We start from the raw sequence: 15,584 nt of genomic DNA on the forward strand, positions 1-15,584 counted from the left end.
CGTCGGGATTGGCGTGGACGATGAAGGCGGAGCCGTCCGCGTCCAGCAGATCATTCATCTCTCCGCCCAGCGACGCCATCGTCACATAGGCTTCCATGTCCCCGATGCCATCGGCCGAGACGTAGATGTTGGGCAGGTCACCCGCCTCGGGCCCATCGGGGTTCAGCAGGCCATGGGCCCCGCCGCTGCCGACATGACCTTCGGACGTGGTGAAGGTTTCGCCCGTATCGCAGACGCCGACGGAATGGATGTGCACGCCATGCGCGCCCGGCTCCAACCCCGTCACCTTCAGGTGCACCAAAATGCCCGCAGGCCCCTGCACCATTTTCGCGCTGCCGATCTCGGCCCCGGTCGTGTCGATCATCAGGGCGGAGGCGGTCTGCTGATCCTGTGCCATGGCAGGCAGGGCCGTCAGGGCGGTGATCAGGGCGCAGGTCGCCGTGCGAAGGGAATGTGTCATTGGATCGCTCCATAAGAATTCAGGGTGCATCTTGGATGCTCGCCCCCTCAACGCGCGGGGGGCGAAACCGTTCATTCAATCGGCGCGATCTGCGGCACCATGTCCGTTCAATGGGCGTCCTTCTTGGCGAACAGGCCGACGACCGGGATCAAAAGCAAACCGATCGCCAGGCCCACGATCCCGTCAAGCACGGCCGTCACCAGCCATTCGACGAACCCCTGCGCCACCTGGATCACATTGGCCGTCCCCACCGCGACGGAATGGATCAGGTCATAGGGCCCGTGCCAGATTATCTCGCCGACCGCGTGGACGACGATGTTGCCGCCAACCCAGATCATCGCCGCCGTCCCGACGATCGTCAGGATGGTCATGAAGGTCGGCATTCCCTTGACCACGGCACGCCCCAGGGCGCGGGTCGCGCCCAGACGGCCGCCCTCAGCCATCGCCAGACCGACGTCATCGGCCTTCACGATCAGGGCGACGGCACCATAGACCGCGATGGTGATGATCAGCGCGGCCAGGCCAAGGACCGCCGCCTCGAAATACCAGGCGCTGCCCGGATCGATGTTGGCCAGGATGATGGTCATGATTTCCGCCGACAGGATGAAGTCGGTCTTGATCGCGCCCTTCACCCGCTGCTCCTCCAGATGGGTGGCGTCCAAGGTGGTCGTTTCGGGGTCGATGTTGGACAGCGTGTCGTGCGGAACCAGCCAGTGATAGACCTTCTCGGCCCCCTCGAAACATAGATACAACCCGCCCAGCAGCAGGAAATACGGGATGACCCAGGGCGCGAACTGCGACAGCAGCATCGCGATGGGCAGCAGGATCACCAGCTTGTTGAACACGCTGGCACGCGCGATCTTCCAGACGATCGGCAATTCGCGCGCGGCCTGAAACCCGTGGAGGTATTTCGGCGTCACGGCGGCGTCGTCGATCACCGCGCCGGCGGCCTTGGCCCCGGCCTTGGTCGCCTGTGCCGCAATGTCGTCGATGGAGGCCGAAGCGACCTTCGCGATGGCCGCGACGTCGTCGAGAAGTGCCAGAAGTCCGCTCATGTGGTCCGATTCTCCGGGTTTGGGTCCGGCGCACGATCTAGCGTGCCGTGCGCGCGGTCAACGCGCCACGCGCAATGGGTGAGCGCTAACCGTTAGCGCCACCGGCTCGGTTTAACGCTAACACCCTGCAAACAAACGGTTTGCCGCGTTGCAGCACGGCCCTTCGTATCCTACGGCATACCGCAGGGGCGTATTGGAGTGTGGACATGACGGTTACCATCGGGATCAACGGCTTCGGTCGCATCGGGCGCTGCACGCTGGCGCATATCGCGCAGGCGGGCCGCAACGACGTCAGCGTCGTACGCATGAACGCCACCGGCCCGATCGAGACGAACGCCCACCTTCTGCGCTACGACAGCGTGCACGGGCGCTACGGCGGTCAGGTGCGGGTGTCGGGCGACACGCTCGATCTTGGTCATGGGCCGATCACCGTGCAGTCGACCTATGACCCGGCGAAGCTGGATTGGGACGGCGTCGACGTGGTGCTGGAATGCACCGGCAAATTCAACGAACGCGATGCGGCGGCGATCCATCTGTCGCGCGGGGCCAAGCGTGTTCTGGTATCGGCCCCGGCCAAAAACGCCGATCTGACCGTGGTCTACGGCGTGAACCACCGCGCGCTGACACCCGATCACCACGTCGCATCGAATGCCAGTTGCACCACGAATTGCCTGGCCCCGATGGCCAAGGTCCTCAACGACGCGATCGGCATCGAAAGCGGGATCATGACCACGATCCACAGCTATACCGGCGATCAGCCGACGCTGGACCGGCGTCACGACGACCTCTACCGCGCGCGGGCGGCGGCGATGGCGATGATCCCAACGTCCACCGGCGCCGCGGCGGCCATCGGCGCGGTCGTGCCCGAACTGGCCGGCAAGCTGGACGGAACGTCCCTGCGCGTGCCCACGCCCAACGTGTCTGCCGTCGACCTTACGTTCCACGCCGCGCGCGACGTGACCGTGGCCGACGTCAACGCCATCATGGCCCAGGCGGCAGCCGGCCGCATGGGCGCGGTGCTGGCCTATGACCCCGAGCCCAAGGTCTCCATCGATTTCAATCACACCACGCACAGCTGCATCTTCGCCCCCGACCAGACCAAGGTCGTGGGCCGCACCGTGCGCGTGCTGGCCTGGTACGACAACGAATGGGGCTTTTCGTGCCGCATGGCCGATGTCGCCGCCCATATGGGCCGGCTGATCTGACCCGCGCGCGGTGTGCCCGACGCGCGACGGATGTCTTCATCTCTTGCCGCGCCACGCCGCCTGCCCCAAAGCTGCCGGCCATGAACAACGCGACCGCCGCCATCCTCGCCCTTCTGCTGGTGTCCTTCTTCGGGGCGGACTGGCTGTTCAACGATGCGGAAATCGTGACCTTCCTTGGCAAGCGTCTGATCGAATTGACCGAATATCTGGCCTTCTGGCGATGAGGGTCGACGATGCAGACGCGCCGGGCGGTCGTGGCAGTTGCGCGGATCGCGCGACGCATGTTAGCGCGGAACCGTTAGCGGTAACGACATGTTCCCGCACGAGGTTTCCATCGCGCCCCACCACAGCGGGCGCATCCCTTCGGAGGTGACGACATGGTCAAAGTGGCAATCAACGGTTTCGGCCGCATCGGACGCAACGTGTTGCGCGCCATCATCGAATCGGGACGCACCGATATCGAGGTCATCGCGATCAACGATCTGGGCCCGGTCGAGACCAACGCCCACCTTCTGCAATACGACAGCGTCCATGGCCGCTTCCCGGCCGACGTGAAGACCGGCGACGACTGGATCGACGTGGGCCGCGGGCAGATGAAGGTCACCGCCATGCGCGACCCCGCCGATCTGCCGTGGTCGGACGTGGACGTGGTGATGGAATGCACCGGCATCTTCACCTCCAAGGAAAAGTGCCAGGCGCATCTGGACAACGGATCCTCCCGCGTCCTGATTTCCGCGCCCGGATCGGACGCCGACAAGACCATCGTCTACGGCGTCAACCACGATCAGCTGACGGCGGACGACATCATCGTGTCGAACGCATCGTGCACCACCAACTGCCTGGCCCCCGTCGCCCATGTCCTGCATCAGGCGGTCGGGATCGAGCGTGGGTTCATGACGACGATCCACAGCTATACCGGCGATCAGCCGACGCTGGATACGATGCACAAAGACCTCTACCGCGCCCGCGCCGCCGCACTGTCGATGATCCCGACGTCCACAGGTGCGGCGAAGGCCGTCGGCCTGGTCCTGCCGGAGTTGAACGGCAAGTTGGACGGCGTGGCGATCCGGGTGCCGACACCGAACGTGTCGGTCGTGGACCTGACCTTCACCGCCAGCAAGGACACCAGCGTCGAGGAGATCAACGACGCGATCCGCGCCGCCGCGGACGGACCGCTCAAGGGCGTGCTCGCCTATACCGACAAGCCGCTGGTCAGCACCGATTTCAACCACGACCCGCATTCCAGCACCTTCCACATGGATCAGACCAAGGTGATGGAGAAGGGAAAGATGGTTCGCATTCTGTCGTGGTATGACAACGAATGGGGCTTCTCCAATCGGATGGCCGACACTGCGGTGGCGATGGGGAAGTTGATCTGACCTAGACCGACGAACCTCGACCTCGGCGATGGCAATATCCTTCGGGCGTTGTTATCGCTGCGGGTTTCGCAGCGAAACGATCTGCAATGTTAACAAAAGGTTAACCCAAGATGCCCTTCAAGACGCTCGACGATATGGACCTGGACGGAAAGGTCGTTCTGACCCGCGTGGACATCAACGTGCCGGTCGAAGATGGGCGCGTCACCGACACCACCCGGATCGACCGGATCGTGCCCACGATTTCCGATCTGCGCGCCAAAGGGGCCAAGGTCGTTCTGCTGGCGCACTTCGGGCGGCCCAAGGGCCAGGTCGTGCCCGAGATGTCGCTGCGCCAGGTGGTGCCTGCCCTGTCGGATGCGCTGGGCGTAGAGGTCGGCTTCGCGGACGGCAAGTACGGCGACGCGGTCGGTTCAATGAAGGACCGCGATGTGCTGTTGTTCGAAAACGTGCGCTTCAACCCCGGCGAGGAGAAGGACGACATCGATTTCGCACGACGTCTGGCCGCGATCGGCGACGTCTATTGCAACGATGCGTTTTCGGCCGCGCACCGCGCCCACGCGACGACCCACGCGCTGGCCAAGTTGTTGCCCGCCTGCGCGGGCCGGTCGATGGCCGCGGAGTTAACCGCACTGGAAGCCGCATTGGGCACGCCGAAGCCGCCGGTCGCGGCGGTGGTCGGGGGGGCCAAAGTGTCGTCCAAGCTGGACCTGCTGGGCAATCTGGTGACCAAGGTGCAGCACCTGATCATCGGGGGCGGCATGGCGAATACGTTCCTTGCGGCCAACGGCGTCGATGTGGCGAAATCGCTGTGCGAGCATGACCTGCTGGACACCGCGCGCGAGATCGTCGCCAAGGCGGAGGCCGCGGGCTGCGCGATTTTGCTGCCGCGCGACGTCGTGGTCGCCGAGGAGTTTCGCGCCGATCCCCCCACGCAGGTGGTGAAGGCCGAAAACGTCCCGGCGGGTCACATGATACTGGATGCGGGGCCGGATTCGGTCGGGCATATCAAGACGGTGCTGGACGGGTGCGCGACGCTGGTCTGGAACGGGCCGCTTGGCGCGTTCGAGATGACGCCCTTCGATGCCGCCACGGTCGCCGCCGCCCGTCATGCGGCAACACTGACGAAGGCGGGCAAGCTGATCTCCGTCGCGGGGGGCGGCGATACGGTTTCGGCCCTGAACCACGCGGGCGTGGCGGATGATTTCACCTATATCTCCACCGCCGGCGGCGCGTTTCTGGAGTGGATGGAGGGCAAGGAATTGCCCGGGGTCGCCGCGCTGTCGGAGTGAGGCGGGTCGACGGATCGACCGAAGCGGGGCTAGGCTGAGGCATTCGCCAACCCTGCCCTTGCTTCGGAGTGTTCGATGCGCCGCCTGATCCTGTGTTCCGCCCTTGCAATGCCGCTGCCGGTGTCCGCGCAGGAAGCATCGCTTCTGGACGCGTTTCACCCCGACCGCATCCTGACCCAGATCCTGCAAAGCCTTGTCGGGGCGGCCCGCACGCAGGGGCGCGTGACGTATGGCGACCTGAGCCTTTCGTTGGCGCAGGGACGTCTGTCGGTCGCCGATCTGGAAGTCAGCGTGCCGTCGCGCGACGCGCCTTGCATCGTTGGGGTGCGGTCGCTGGACCTTATGTCGGACGACCCGCTGTCGCTGGTGAACCTGTCGGGGCGGGTCGACCTGCGTGGCGTGACAATGACCGACGCCTGCCTGACGGAATTGGACGCCGCGCCGCTGGCCATGATCCTGCCGGGGGACGGGGTGTCGGTGCCCGAGGTGACGATCGACTATGCCTATGATGCGCCCTCCAGCGCGCTGGATCTGCGGATCGGGGCGCAGGTGACGGGGGTTGCCGCCCTGACGGTGGCGGCGGAATTCCCGTATTTCTGGGTCCGCGAAGGCCCCGACGACGCGCCGGTGATCGACGCGGATCTGGCGCGCGTGACCGTTGCGTTGGACAATTTGGGGGGGTTCGAGATGGCGCGGGCCGTCCTGCCGCCGCCGCTGACGGACCCCGACACGGCCGCCGCCTATGTGGTGCAGGCGTTAACCCCTGTCCTAGAAGGGGCGGCGGGCGATCAACCGATGCCGAAATCAGCCAAAGCCTTCGTCGCCGTGCTTGGCGAAGGCTGGAGCGCCTTCGTCGCTGACCCGGACCGTCTGGTCATCGAAAGCGGGTTCGACGCCGCCGTCCCCCGGCACATCGACGGCGCATTCGTGCGCCGATTGGAGGACGGGCCGCTGCCCCTGATCGAGCTTCTGGAACCGCAGGTTGGCAACGCGAGTGCGGCGGAGCGCGATGTGCTGGACCCCGCATTGGTCGCCCGCGCGATGGCCGACCCCGGATCGCTGACCACGGCGGAGGCACGGGCGGTCGGGCTGGCCCATCTGCGCGGCGACCGTGCCCCGCGTCATTCGGCGCAGGCCCAACGACTGCTGGCCCCGTTGGTGGAGGCGGGCGACACGGAGGTCGCGCTGGAGCTGGCCCAGGCGCTGATGACGTCGGACAGTGTTGAAGCGTATCGCATGGCGCTGGCCGCTGGGCCGGGCGGGGCACCGCGCCTGCGCGCCATGCTGGACCGGTTGGAGGACGACATGCCCTTCGCCACGCGGCTGCGTCTGCAGGCCGCCGCGCCCGAGCCGTCGGAAGCGGCGTTCACCGGCCCGACGGCCGAGTTGCGCGCCCGGGCCGAGGCCCATCTGCGCGGCGTCGGGGCGGTGCGGTCCCTGCCCCTGGCCCTGCTGTTCGCGTCGGTCGCGGCGGCCGAGGGCGATGCGGATGCGCGCGCCCTGCTGGACCGGATCGCGCGGGCGGTGCCGATGGAGGCGCGCGCGGATTGGGCCGCGACACGGAACGACGTGGCGGACCGGGCGACGACGATCTGGCTGGCGCGGCGGGGCGGCTGACGCCCGTTAGCGCAACCACCATCTTGCGGCATTGCCCCCTGCGCCGTAGGGCTTGGAGCGATATTTCAGGTAGTGGAGAGCCCCATGGTCGATCAGGACAAAGCCGCGAAGATCCGTGCCGGCCAGGGGTTCATCGCCGCGTTGGACCAGTCGGGCGGCTCTACCCCCAAAGCCTTGAAACAATACGGTGTGGCCGAGAACCGCTACGCCTCCGAAGCGGAGATGTTCGACTTGATCCACGGGATGCGGGCGCGGATCGTGAAGGCCCCGGCGTTCACCGGCGACAAGGTGGTCGGTGCGATCCTGTTCGAGCAGACCATGGACCGGGAGTTTCAGGGCAAGGCGGCGCCCGCCTATTTGTGGGAAGAACGGGGGGTGGTGCCGTTTTTGAAGATCGACAAGGGTCTGGAGGAGGCGCGCAACGGCGTGAAGACGATGAAGGCGATCCCCGGTCTGGACGACACGCTATCGCGCGCGAGGTCGATGGGCGTCTTCGGCACCAAGGAGCGGTCGGTCATCGACGCCGCCGATGCAGCGGGGATCGACGCGATCGTGGCGCAGCAGTTCGAGCTGGGCCGTCAGGTCCTGTCGCACGGCATGATGCCCATCCTGGAGCCCGAAATCACGATTACCATTCCCGATAAGGCCGCGGCGGAAGATATGCTGCGGCAGTCGATCATGCATCATCTGGACAAGTTGCCCGATGACGAGGAGGTGATGCTGAAACTGACCCTGCCCGAGGAAGCGGGATTCTATTCGCCGCTGGTCAACCACCCCAAGGTGATGCGCGTGGTGGCCCTGTCGGGGGGGTATTCGCGCGACGAGGCGAATGGACGCCTGGCCCGCAACCGGGGCGTCATCGCTAGTTTCAGCCGCGCGTTGACCGAAGGCTTGTCCGACGACCAGGACGATGCCGCCTTCGAGGCCGAAATCGCGCGGACGATCGACAGCATCCACGCCGCCTCCGTCGCGGGCTGACCACGGTCCGTCCTTTTGCACCAAAGGGGATTCACAGCTGAATCGCCCTGTGCCATAAGACCCGGAGTGGCCCGTCAGAGGCCGCGCCGACAATGAGCAGACGCATGGCATCCAGACGCAGACGCGCCGGTTACGGACTGGTCTTCCCCCTCGCCCTGCTGGGGTTCGGGGGGTATTTCGTCTTCGCCGCCGTTCAGGGCGAATACGGCGTCTTCCGCCGCGTCGAACTGAATGCGGAGCGTCAGGTGCTGCTGGCGGAATTGGACCTGCTGAATACGCAGACTGACCGGATGCGCGACCGCACACGGCGGTTGTCCGACGATTACCTCGACCTCGACCTGCTGGATGAGCGCGCGCGTGTGGTTCTGGGTGTCGCGCGGGGCGACGAAATCATCGTCGAATAATTCCCCGTTTCGCGGACCCGGCCTGCCCGACCTGTCTCGACCGGTTTCATCGCTTGCTCGGTCTTGGAAGCGCGCCTTTTCGTAGGGAGGTTTCACACTCCCCCGCACCCCCTTTCCCCCTCGGAACCTTTGCGATAGGAAATTGTTTAACGTTGAACGATCCCATTTCCGGAGGAGATGCGCCCCATGGCCACCCGCAAGCCCGCCGCAAAGGCAAAACCGCCCGCCAGCAAGGCCGGTGCCAATGTCTCCAAGGAGGAACTTCTCCAGTACTACCGGGACATGCTTTTGATCCGACGGTTCGAGGAGAAGGCGGGACAGCTTTACGGGATGGGTCTGATCGGGGGGTTTTGCCACCTGTATATCGGTCAAGAAGCGGTCGTCGTGGGTTTGGAAGCGACCGCCAAGGAAGGCGACAAGCGCGTTACATCCTACCGCGACCATGGGCACATGCTGGCCTGCGGGATGGACCCGAATGGTGTCATGGCCGAGTTGACGGGGCGCGAGGGGGGCTACTCCAAGGGCAAGGGCGGCTCGATGCACATGTTCTCCAAGGAGAAGCATTTCTACGGCGGCCACGGCATCGTCGCCGCACAGGTCCCCATAGGCGCGGGCCTTGCATTTTCGGACAAGTACAAGGGCAACGACAACGTCACCTTTACCTATTTCGGCGATGGGGCGGCGAACCAGGGCCAAGTTTACGAGGCCTATAACATGGCCGAAATCTGGGACCTGCCCTGCATCTTCGTGATCGAGAACAACCAATATGCCATGGGCACCTCGACCAAGCGGTCGACCCATTCCAATTCCTATTGGGAGCGTGGCGCGGCCTACGGCATCGAGGGCGAGGAAGTCGACGGCATGGACGTTTTGGCCGTAAAGGCCGCCGGCGAGAAGGCCGTGGCCCACTGCCGCGCGGGCAAAGGCCCGTATATCCTGGAGATCAAAACCTACCGCTATCGCGGCCATTCGATGTCGGACCCGGCCAAGTACCGGACCCGCGACGAGGTGCAGAAGATGCGCGAAGAGCGCGACGCCATCGAACAGGTTCGCCAGATCCTGCTGACCGGCAAGCATGCCAGCGAGGATGATCTGAAGGCCATCGACAAGGAGATCAAGGAAGTGGTCAACGCCTCGGCCGAGTTCGCCAAGGAAAGCCCGGAGCCCGCACTCGAGGAGCTTTGGACCGATATCTATTCCGACGTGATCCCGCAGGAGGCCTCGTAACATGGCGACCGAAATCCTGATGCCCGCCCTGTCCCCCACGATGGAGGAGGGCACCCTTGCCAAGTGGATGGTCAAGGAAGGCGATACCGTCAAATCCGGCGACATCCTGGCCGAGATCGAAACCGACAAAGCCACGATGGAGTTCGAGGCCGTCGACGAAGGCACGATCGGCAAGATTATCGTCGCCGAGGGGACCGAAGGCGTGAAGGTCAATTCGCCCATCGCCGTGCTGCTGGAAGACGGCGAGAGCGCGGATGACATCACGACCACACCGAAAGCCGAGACACAGGATGCCAAGGAGGAGGCCGCAGCCCCCGCCCCGGCCGCCGCACGCGTCGCCGATGAGACGCCGACCCCGCAATCGAACGCCAGCCCCGACTGGCCCGAGGGCACCGAGATGGTCACGATGACCGTCCGCGAAGCCATCCGCGAGGCGATGTCCGAAGAGATGCGCCGCGACGAGGATGTGTTCCTGATGGGCGAGGAAGTCGCCGAATATCAGGGTGCCTACAAGATTTCGCAAGGGATGCTGGACGAATTCGGCTCCAAACGCGTGATCGACACGCCGATTACCGAACATGGCTTCACCGGCATCGGCGTGGGCGCGGCATTCGGCGGTTTGAAACCCATCGTGGAGTTCATGACGTTTAACTTCGCCATGCAAGCCATTGATCAGATTATCAACTCGGCTGCAAAAACCCTCTATATGTCGGGCGGTCAGATGGGTGCGCCCATGGTGTTCCGCGGACCAAACGGGGCAGCCGCCCGCGTGGGCGCGCAGCATTCGCAGGATTTCGCCGCGTGGTACGCAAGCATTCCCGGCCTGAAGGTCGTGATGCCCTATTCCGCAGCGGACGCGAAGGGACTGATGAAATCAGCCATCCGCGATCCAAACCCGGTGATCTTCCTGGAAAACGAGATCCTGTACGGCAAATCCTTCGAGGTGCCCAAGCTGGACGATTTCACTGTGCCGTTCGGCAAGGCGAAGATCTGGCGCGAAGGATCCGACGTGACGTTGGTCAGCTGGGGTATCGGGATGACCTACGCCCGCGAGGCCGCCGAACGGTTGGCCGAAGAAGGGATCGAAGCGGAGGTCATTGACCTGCGAACGCTGCGCCCGGTCGATTACGACACTGTGCTGGCATCGGTGATGAAGACCAACCGTTGCGTTTTGATCGAGGAGGGTTTCCCGGTCGCATCGTTCAGCGACCATATGGCGAGCACGATCATGCAGCGCGCGTTCGATTATCTGGACGCGCCGGTCATCACTTGCACCGGCAAGGACGTGCCCATGCCCTATGCGGCGAACTTGGAAAAACTGGCGCTGGTGACCACGGACGAAGTGGTCGAAGCCGTCAAAAAAGTCACCTACCGCTAAGGGGTCGCAGATATGGCAACCGAAATTCTGATGCCCGCCCTGTCTCCCACGATGGAAGAGGGGACGTTGGCGAAATGGCTGGTCAAGGAAGGGGACACTGTCTCCTCCGGCGATCTGCTGGCCGAAATCGAAACCGACAAGGCGACCATGGAGTTCGAGGCCGTCGATGAAGGCGTCGTCGGCAAGATACTGGTGGCCGAAGGGACCGAAGGGGTGAAGGTCAACTCGCCCATCGCGGTGCTGTTGGAGGAAGGGGAGGACGCGTCGGCAGTCGATGATGTCTCAACCTCGCCGAAGGCAGACGCTTCATCCCAGGCGGCCCCGTCGGAGCCAAGCGAAGCGACCGAGCCCGCCAAAGGTTATGGACGCGACGGCGGTGCCGCAGCATCCCCCGCGCCATCGAAGCCGAAATCCGGTGATCGGATCTTCGCCACGCCGCTTGCCCGACGCATCGCGAAGGACAAGGGTCTGGATCTGGGTGCCGTCAAGGGATCAGGTCCGCGCGGTCGCATCGTGAAGGCCGATGTGGAAAACGCGCAACCCGGCGCTGCGAAACCCGCGGCACCTCAGGCCGACGCACCGAAAGGCGAAACAGCGGGACAGAAACCGTCAATGCCCGCCGGTATGTCGTCCGATCAGGTCATCAAGATGTTCGAGGGTCGCGAATTCGAGGAAGTGAAGCTGGACGGGATGCGCAAGACCGTCGCCGCCCGCCTGACCGAGGCCAAGCAGACGATCCCGCATTTCTACCTGCGCCGTGACATCCAGCTCGATGCGCTGCTCAAGTTCCGGGGGCAACTCAACAAGCAGCTGGAAGCAAAGGGCGTGAAACTGTCGGTCAACGACTTCATCATCAAAGCCAGCGCGCTTGCCCTGCAGGAAGTGCCAGACGCCAATGCGGTCTGGGCCGGCGATCGAATGTTGCGTCTCAAGCCGTCCGACGTGGCTGTGGCCGTCGCCATCGAAGGAGGTCTTTTCACGCCCGTCCTGAAGGACGCGCATCTAAAATCGCTGTCGGCTCTGTCAGCGGAGATGAAGGACCTCGCAAGCCGCGCGCGCGATCGCAAACTGGCACCACACGAATACCAGGGCGGCAGCTTTGCGATCTCGAACCTTGGAATGTTCGGAATCGACAATTTCGACGCAGTCATCAACCCGCCGCATGGATCGATCTTGGCAGTGGGGGCCGGGGTCAAGAAGCCGATCATCGGCAAGGACGGAGAGATCACGGCAGCAACCATCATGTCCGTGACACTGTCCGTAGATCACAGAGTCATCGACGGTGCCTTGGGCGCGGACTTCCTGAAAGCGATCGCGTCGAACCTGGAAAATCCGATGATGATGTTGGCCTGAGCGATCCGCCGAAACACGATAAAGGCCGGGGTATGTACTCCGGCCTTTTGCATTCGTTCAGCATCTGTCGATATCAGTCGTCCGCAGCCCGGATGCCTACCAGCTGATCCATCATGATCGAAGGCTGCGCGCAGCCGGCTTCACCGACTATGCGAGCCGGAACACCGGCGACGGTCGTCTTTGGTGGAACGTCTTCAAGCACCACAGATCCGGCCGCAATCCGAGAGCAGTGGCCGATCGTGATATTGCCGAGCACTTTCGCCCCCGCCCCGATCAGCACGCCATCCCCGATTTTCGGGTGTCGGTCGTCATCCTCTTTGCCCGTTCCACCCAGCGTCACGGAATGGAGCATCGATACATTGTCGCCGACGACCGCCGTCTCTCCAATGACGATGGAGTGGGCATGGTCGATCATGATCCCACGTCCAATCCGGGCACCGGGGTGGATGTCCACACCATAGATCTCGGAAACGCGCATCTGAACAAAGTATGCCAGATCCTTACGACCCTGGCCCCAAAGCCAATGGCCCACGCGACTGGCTTGGATCGCCTGATAACCTTTGAAATACATGAGCGGCTGGAGAAATCGATCACAGGCTGGATCGCGTTCGAACGTCGCGACGATATCGGCGCGCGCTGCTGTCACGATCGTAGCGTCCGCGCCGAAAGCACGTTCGGCCACTTCCCTGAGAATCTGCTCATTCATCTCGCTCGACGCGAGCTTTTGCGCGAACCGGTACGCAAGCGCCGCGTCGATTGTGTCATGGTGCAGAACCGATGCATGGACGAAGCCGCCGAGAACCGGCTCATCAATCACGGCCTGCCGCGCTTCTGATCGGATCCGATCCCAGACAGGGTCAAGGGAATGCAGCTGGCTGTTGGGCATCGTCATGGCAATCTCCATCCTGAACTGAAGACCTAGGTCTTCGACCCGCTCAAAGCAAATCGCGTATCATTGCACGACGATCCGAGCCTCGGCCCCTGGTCCGACATCTTCGGAGATCTGGCTTACACCAACGGATACGGGACCCGAAATCAAATCTTCAAAGTGGCGGTTTTCGATCGTGACTTCTGGCGATGTCGTTTCCACTTCCCAAGCGATATTGCCATCGCCTTGAATAACGCGGACGCGGTACCTTTCCCGCGTCTCGCCCAGCGGCACATCGACTGCATCCCAGCCATCGCCACCCGTCCTTGATCGTCTGATCCAGGTGACACGAACATCGCTCGCATTCGGGAAAGCCCGCAGATGGACCGGTGCATAGGGGCGCAAGCCTTCGCCCCGCGCGGCAAAAATCGCCGGCACATACGCGTCATTTTCCACCGGCAAGCTCGCCGGCCCCGTCCGGTAATAGCGATCCCGCCCGAGAGCGTCCTTAGCCAGGGTCAGCTGCGTGAGCGTGGTGTCGAGGAAGACGACCTTCGACCCTACAGGGTGCGGGGCTGCCATCGCCCACTCCGTCCCGCGCTGTCCCCTCAGGCGCGTGGACAGTCCCCACAGACCGGGTGCAACGAGTCGGGCCGTTTGAAACTGAAAAACCTCCCAACCGGTCAACGACCCATCATTGATCGCGGCCACATTCGCACCTGACAGCAGAGCGGTACGCGAAACGCTTTCGAGTCCGTCGTTTCTGATGCGGACCAGCAGTTCTGGTCCATTGTCGAATATTGACGGCGCCGCTCTGTCCAAGACCGTCTCGGTCGTTCCAATGACCGATGGCGCGGTGATTACGCTGTTCACGCGATAGTTCGCGTCGTCGAAAGACGATTGGACCGTCACTGTCCCGGGCCAGGGGCTCGCCGAGATCGCCACGTAAGGCGCATAGGGCACCTCCTCGCCAGTCAGAAGCGGCAACTCCAGAAACGTCGCATCGACCGGCAACGGGGCGAGCGGGCGCACTCGTCCAGTTCCATCTTCCACTCGGTCACTCGGGTCGTATTGTGCCCGTTCCGTGCGTACGGCCTGGACTTTTCGGCCCCCGCCATCTTCCAATCGATCGATGCGCCACAGATCATTCGAGCCGTCTATCCGAAGCAGATGCCCAGCCTTCGGAGATCGTGCCGACGGCGCCAATTCGAACTCGACCGTATCTCGTCCCACGTTCGCTTCGGTCAGGAATCGCTCTGCCAATCCATGTGCCTCGCCGCGTGTCAGGCTAAGCGGTACCTCCGACTGCGATATCGGAACCACGCTTCTTCCCGGCAGGCTGGCGTCCGCGACCCTGATTTCGAAATCGCCTTCTGCATCCATGTGATTGACCAAAACCCGGCGTGGTGCTTCTGCAAGCGGCGCGCGTTGCTTGGCTATGACCGGACCGTCGCGGCGCACCAAAAAATTCGGGTCCAAAACTTCCTCCGGCGCATCGGCACGCATGAAGAAAACGATTTTTCCATCCTGCTCACTCACTTCCACGCCGTAGGCCATTAGCAGGGGTTGCAAGTCCGCCCGTGCGCTTTGCACATTCGGCACGACGTACCCTCGAACGACTCCGTCAACCCGAGATACGTCATAGTCAAACAGGCCTGCCGTCCTGCAGATTTCCGCGATGACGGTCGCAAGAGGCTGATGCGCAGTTCTTCCGGAGATCCAGTGACCTCGGGCGTAATTCTCCGCGTCGCTCCAATAAGACGACAGTTCGGGAAAATACGGCCATGGTCGTGTGTCCCAGGCCCACGCAAGGCTTCGTTCAATATCCAGCATTCTTCCGCTGTAGGCCGTCGCATCTGGATTACGATCGTCCGCGCTCCAATACGACAGGAGCGCGCGCAGGTACTGCATCTGCATCGCATCGTCCCGCCGACCGTTGGAATATCGCGGAAGGCTCGACTCAGAAGACTTCTGATCGACGAACTTATTTGGTTGGTTTGCCCCCTTGTCGATGGCGGCACAGCCATACTCGGTGAACCTGATGGGCTTCGATCCGGGCTGCCAAGCGGTCGGCGCATCGACCCGGACACCGTCGATCCGATCGTGATGCGCGTTAGACCACCAGTTACGGATGTCTTTTACACGGTAAATCCAAGGTTCTTTGTACGCGCCGTCCGTGATCGGAATCCGCCTCTGAGCGGCTCGCGCTTCGGACGTCGGATAATACCAATCGTAGCCTTCGCCGCCTTCAATATTCGCCTGAAGATATTCGAGATTCAGCGTTGAACAATATTCGACGTCCGCGTGTTCATCACCGTCGCGCCAATCGGCCAACGGCATGTAATTGTCGATCCCGATGAAATCGATCTCG

The 15,584-nt window shown here is 63.2% G+C and carries 14 protein-coding genes; 10 read left to right on the forward strand and 4 right to left on the reverse strand.

Features of this window, described 5'->3' with window-relative positions; genetic code table 11:
- Both JDO7802_RS14470 and JDO7802_RS14475 read right to left on the reverse strand, forming a co-directional pair.
- The coding region (locus JDO7802_RS14470) for a superoxide dismutase family protein (RefSeq protein ID WP_055086658.1) at positions 1 to 460 on the reverse strand (460 nt) is incomplete at its 3' end.
- A 107-nt stretch (positions 461 to 567) separates the two neighbouring features.
- Positions 568 to 1,515, reverse strand: coding sequence for a DUF808 domain-containing protein (locus JDO7802_RS14475; RefSeq protein ID WP_055086659.1), 948 nt, complete (start codon positions 1,513 to 1,515; stop codon positions 568 to 570).
- A 206-nt stretch (positions 1,516 to 1,721) separates the two neighbouring features.
- Between JDO7802_RS14475 and gap (JDO7802_RS14480) the strand changes: the two genes are divergently transcribed.
- The 10 genes from gap (JDO7802_RS14480) to JDO7802_RS14520 all read left to right on the forward strand — a co-directional run bounded on the left by gap (JDO7802_RS14480) (position 1,722) and on the right by JDO7802_RS14520 (position 12,345).
- Positions 1,722 to 2,720, forward strand: coding sequence for a type I glyceraldehyde-3-phosphate dehydrogenase (gene gap, locus JDO7802_RS14480; protein ID WP_055086660.1), 999 nt, complete (start codon positions 1,722 to 1,724; stop codon positions 2,718 to 2,720).
- An 80-nt stretch (positions 2,721 to 2,800) separates the two neighbouring features.
- Positions 2,801 to 2,944, forward strand: a complete 144-nt coding sequence (locus JDO7802_RS18320) for a hypothetical protein (RefSeq protein WP_187298152.1) — start codon at positions 2,801 to 2,803, stop codon at positions 2,942 to 2,944.
- 153 nt (positions 2,945 to 3,097) lie between these two features.
- A complete protein-coding gene (gene gap, locus JDO7802_RS14485) occupies positions 3,098 to 4,099 on the forward strand; it encodes a type I glyceraldehyde-3-phosphate dehydrogenase (protein ID WP_055086661.1) in 1,002 nt (333 codons plus the stop codon).
- A gap of 110 nt (positions 4,100 to 4,209) precedes the next feature.
- On the forward strand, positions 4,210 to 5,388 hold the full coding sequence (locus JDO7802_RS14490; protein ID WP_055086662.1) for a phosphoglycerate kinase: 1,179 nt from the start codon (positions 4,210 to 4,212) through the stop codon (positions 5,386 to 5,388).
- A 75-nt stretch (positions 5,389 to 5,463) separates the two neighbouring features.
- Entirely contained in the window at positions 5,464 to 7,005 is a 1,542-nt protein-coding gene (locus JDO7802_RS14495) for a hypothetical protein (RefSeq protein WP_055086663.1), read from the forward strand.
- Positions 7,006 to 7,089: 84 nt separating this feature from the next.
- Positions 7,090 to 7,983 (forward strand): fructose bisphosphate aldolase, encoded by an 894-nt coding sequence (locus JDO7802_RS14500; RefSeq protein WP_055086664.1) that lies wholly within the window; start codon positions 7,090 to 7,092, stop codon positions 7,981 to 7,983.
- Between the two features lie 104 nt (positions 7,984 to 8,087).
- On the forward strand, positions 8,088 to 8,387 hold the full coding sequence (locus JDO7802_RS14505; RefSeq protein WP_055086665.1) for a septum formation initiator family protein: 300 nt from the start codon (positions 8,088 to 8,090) through the stop codon (positions 8,385 to 8,387).
- 186 nt (positions 8,388 to 8,573) lie between these two features.
- Positions 8,574 to 9,614, forward strand: a complete 1,041-nt coding sequence (gene pdhA / locus JDO7802_RS14510) for a pyruvate dehydrogenase (acetyl-transferring) E1 component subunit alpha (RefSeq protein WP_055086666.1) — start codon at positions 8,574 to 8,576, stop codon at positions 9,612 to 9,614.
- A gap of 1 nt (position 9,615) precedes the next feature.
- The gene (locus JDO7802_RS14515) at positions 9,616 to 10,992 is read left to right on the forward strand and encodes a pyruvate dehydrogenase complex E1 component subunit beta (RefSeq protein ID WP_055086667.1); all 1,377 of its coding nucleotides are present in this window, start codon (positions 9,616 to 9,618) and stop codon (positions 10,990 to 10,992) included.
- 12 nt (positions 10,993 to 11,004) lie between these two features.
- Positions 11,005 to 12,345 (forward strand): pyruvate dehydrogenase complex dihydrolipoamide acetyltransferase, encoded by a 1,341-nt coding sequence (locus JDO7802_RS14520; protein WP_055086668.1) that lies wholly within the window; start codon positions 11,005 to 11,007, stop codon positions 12,343 to 12,345.
- Between the two features lie 73 nt (positions 12,346 to 12,418).
- Here the strand turns inward: JDO7802_RS14520 and cysE are convergent, their stop codons facing one another.
- Positions 12,419 to 13,249: a serine O-acetyltransferase gene (gene cysE / locus JDO7802_RS14525; protein WP_438501643.1), complete on the reverse strand. Its 831-nt coding sequence runs from the start codon at positions 13,247 to 13,249 to the stop codon at positions 12,419 to 12,421.
- Positions 13,250 to 13,297: 48 nt separating this feature from the next.
- The coding region (locus tag JDO7802_RS14530) for a baseplate multidomain protein megatron (protein ID WP_187298153.1) at positions 13,298 to 15,584 on the reverse strand (2,287 nt) is incomplete at its 5' end.

This window comes from Jannaschia donghaensis, assembly GCF_001403795.1.
GTDB lineage: Bacteria > Pseudomonadota > Alphaproteobacteria > Rhodobacterales > Rhodobacteraceae > Jannaschia > Jannaschia donghaensis.

Excerpts from the sequence above, each read along its gene's own strand:
- JDO7802_RS14500 (WP_055086664.1), top strand. The coding sequence starts at position 7,090 with ATGGTCGATCAGGACAAAGCCGCGAAGATCCGTGCCGGCCAGGGGTTC.
- JDO7802_RS14490 (WP_055086662.1), top strand. The coding sequence starts at position 4,210 with ATGCCCTTCAAGACGCTCGACGATATGGACCTGGACGGAAAGGTCGTT.
- pdhA (WP_055086666.1), top strand. The coding sequence starts at position 8,574 with ATGGCCACCCGCAAGCCCGCCGCAAAGGCAAAACCGCCCGCCAGCAAG.
- JDO7802_RS14515 (WP_055086667.1), top strand. The coding sequence starts at position 9,616 with ATGGCGACCGAAATCCTGATGCCCGCCCTGTCCCCCACGATGGAGGAG.
- JDO7802_RS14520 (WP_055086668.1), top strand. The coding sequence starts at position 11,005 with ATGGCAACCGAAATTCTGATGCCCGCCCTGTCTCCCACGATGGAAGAG.
- JDO7802_RS14495 (WP_055086663.1), top strand. The coding sequence starts at position 5,464 with ATGCGCCGCCTGATCCTGTGTTCCGCCCTTGCAATGCCGCTGCCGGTG.
- gap (WP_055086661.1), top strand. The coding sequence starts at position 3,098 with ATGGTCAAAGTGGCAATCAACGGTTTCGGCCGCATCGGACGCAACGTG.
- JDO7802_RS14505 (WP_055086665.1), top strand. The coding sequence starts at position 8,088 with ATGGCATCCAGACGCAGACGCGCCGGTTACGGACTGGTCTTCCCCCTC.
- gap (WP_055086660.1), top strand. The coding sequence starts at position 1,722 with ATGACGGTTACCATCGGGATCAACGGCTTCGGTCGCATCGGGCGCTGC.
- cysE (WP_438501643.1), bottom strand. The coding sequence starts at position 13,249 with ATGGAGATTGCCATGACGATGCCCAACAGCCAGCTGCATTCCCTTGAC.
- JDO7802_RS14475 (WP_055086659.1), bottom strand. The coding sequence starts at position 1,515 with ATGAGCGGACTTCTGGCACTTCTCGACGACGTCGCGGCCATCGCGAAG.
- JDO7802_RS18320 (WP_187298152.1), top strand. The coding sequence starts at position 2,801 with ATGAACAACGCGACCGCCGCCATCCTCGCCCTTCTGCTGGTGTCCTTC.